Here is a 1,418-nt window from a genome sequence, read left to right on the forward strand (position 1 = left end):
AACCGCGAGCAGTCATCAATATACGCGATCAAAAACGTTTTCTGGGCTTTCCCATGGACTCGAATTGTGGGTCCATGGGATAAGTCCCCTTGCCATAGCTCATTGATCTGGTCATACGCAAAACGCTTTCGCTCCGGCATCGGCAAGATTTCTTTTCCCACCAGGTTGTGTTTTTTCAACAATCGGTATATAGTAAAGTATGAAAGGGTGGTGGGAATGTCCCCCTGCTTGGTGAGTTGTTCGTAGAATAGGGTCACGGGCATGGTGGGATGTTCCTTTCTCAATGCTAGAATATGATCCTCATCATCGGGGGACAGACGTCTGGAGCGGCCGCGGTCCGAACGGCGCTTCGGCTTCAAGGCGTCAAAGCCCCCTTTTTTGTATCGGGCGCACCAATCCAGAATCGTCTTCGCCGCAATGGGTTTGTCCCCTTGATGAGGAATCGAATGCACTCGCCCGCCCACCTCATTCAAATACGCCTTGGGCTCCACCTGGCCATTCACCAACGGAGCGATCAGCCCGTACCGAAACAGCGCGATGTCGTGTCTCATTGATTCATCCATCCGGATCTCCTCCCTGTCTCCCTGTGATGTTGGACCGTCTCGGTCCCTCTGCCTCCTATCTTACGAAACGGCTCGAGATTCGTCGAGAGGAAGGGTTTGTGGGAACATCAACCATCTCCATTTTTGGTGTTAAGTAGAAAATCAGGAAGCAATTTGATCCGCAAACGGATGCCACTTCTCGTTTGTCCACAGGTCTTGGATGATCGAGCCCACCCCCCGTCCCTCCAAAGTCTGCATCCACCAAACCGCCCGTTCTGTTCTTGCGTTCCCCACAGGGCCGATGATCCCCCACCTTCTCGCCGCCGCGTGATGCAAGCGGGAGAGATTCCGTAAAAATCGTCGGACATAAAATAAGATGACCTCCTTGGTGGGAAAACCAACCTGTTTGGTCTTCGCTCCTCGCCTTGGCGTTTCGAGCCACGTTTTGACCGCTTGCCAAATAACCGATCGTGTATATTGAACATACGGGAGGAGAAAAGAAGGCAGCACACTCACGGTTTTACGGCATTCTTGACAGCGATATCGTGCGATCCAAAGGTGATACTCCCCCTCTGTCGTCAACGCATAGCGTTGGTAGTATCCATGACGATGCAAGGGGCGGCGGGACGGACAGTGGGGGCATTGTCTCACGTCAGGAAAATCGTTCCCTTTCCCACGATCCGTATACGTTTGAATGTCAATGCCAAAGTCGTGAAACTGGATCACACTTCCTCCCCCCCCTGAAACGAAAGGAAATCTTTGTCCGAAACAATTCACAAAAAATTTAGCACATTCCTTCAGAAAAGGGGAGAGGGCTTTCTGAAAGAATGTGCAAAAAAATGGGCGTTTTGTGCTGAAATAAAATGATAATTTACA

Annotated in this window: 2 protein-coding genes; both read right to left on the bottom strand. The window is 50.8% G+C overall.

Features of this window, described 5'->3' with window-relative positions:
- A partial coding sequence (locus ETC02_RS16545) for a helix-turn-helix domain-containing protein (RefSeq protein ID WP_171698438.1) occupies positions 1 to 563 on the bottom strand: 563 nt, incomplete at its 3' end.
- A 141-nt stretch (positions 564 to 704) separates the two neighbouring features.
- The gene (locus ETC02_RS17535; protein ID WP_050368181.1) at positions 705 to 1,268 is read right to left on the bottom strand and encodes a DUF6431 domain-containing protein; all 564 of its coding nucleotides are present in this window, start codon (positions 1,266 to 1,268) and stop codon (positions 705 to 707) included.
- Between the last annotated feature and the right edge of the window lie 150 nt (positions 1,269 to 1,418).

The organism is Geobacillus sp. DSP4a, from assembly GCF_013096875.1.
Lineage (GTDB): Bacteria > Bacillota > Bacilli > Bacillales > Anoxybacillaceae > Geobacillus > Geobacillus thermophilus.